We start from the raw sequence: 206 nt of genomic DNA, 5'->3' as shown, positions 1-206 counted from the left end.
AGGGCGGCGACTTGTTTATGACCGGCGTCGGTGGCGAAGGTGAGGAGGTCGGCTTCGGCGGTGTCGCGGTGGGTGGCGGGGATGCGGGAGACGGCGTCGATGATGGTGTCGATCATCGGAGTGCTCAACGAGCCGGTCACGGCGGCGGCACCGGTGGCCGGGGCGAGGGCGGGGGTGGCGTCGGAGGAGTAGAGGGCTTGGGCACG

Annotated in this window: 1 pseudogene; it reads right to left on the bottom strand. The window is 70.9% G+C overall.

The annotated features are described in order from the left end of the window. Positions 1–206, bottom strand: a pseudogene (locus EIY87_RS47955) (HNH endonuclease); the annotation flags it as partial.

Origin of the sequence: Amycolatopsis eburnea (assembly GCF_003937945.1) — a bacterium.
Classification (GTDB): domain Bacteria; phylum Actinomycetota; class Actinomycetes; order Mycobacteriales; family Pseudonocardiaceae; genus Amycolatopsis; species Amycolatopsis eburnea.
The sequence above is the reverse complement of the archived record's forward strand: the minus strand, read 5'-3'. Positions and strand labels throughout refer to the sequence as shown.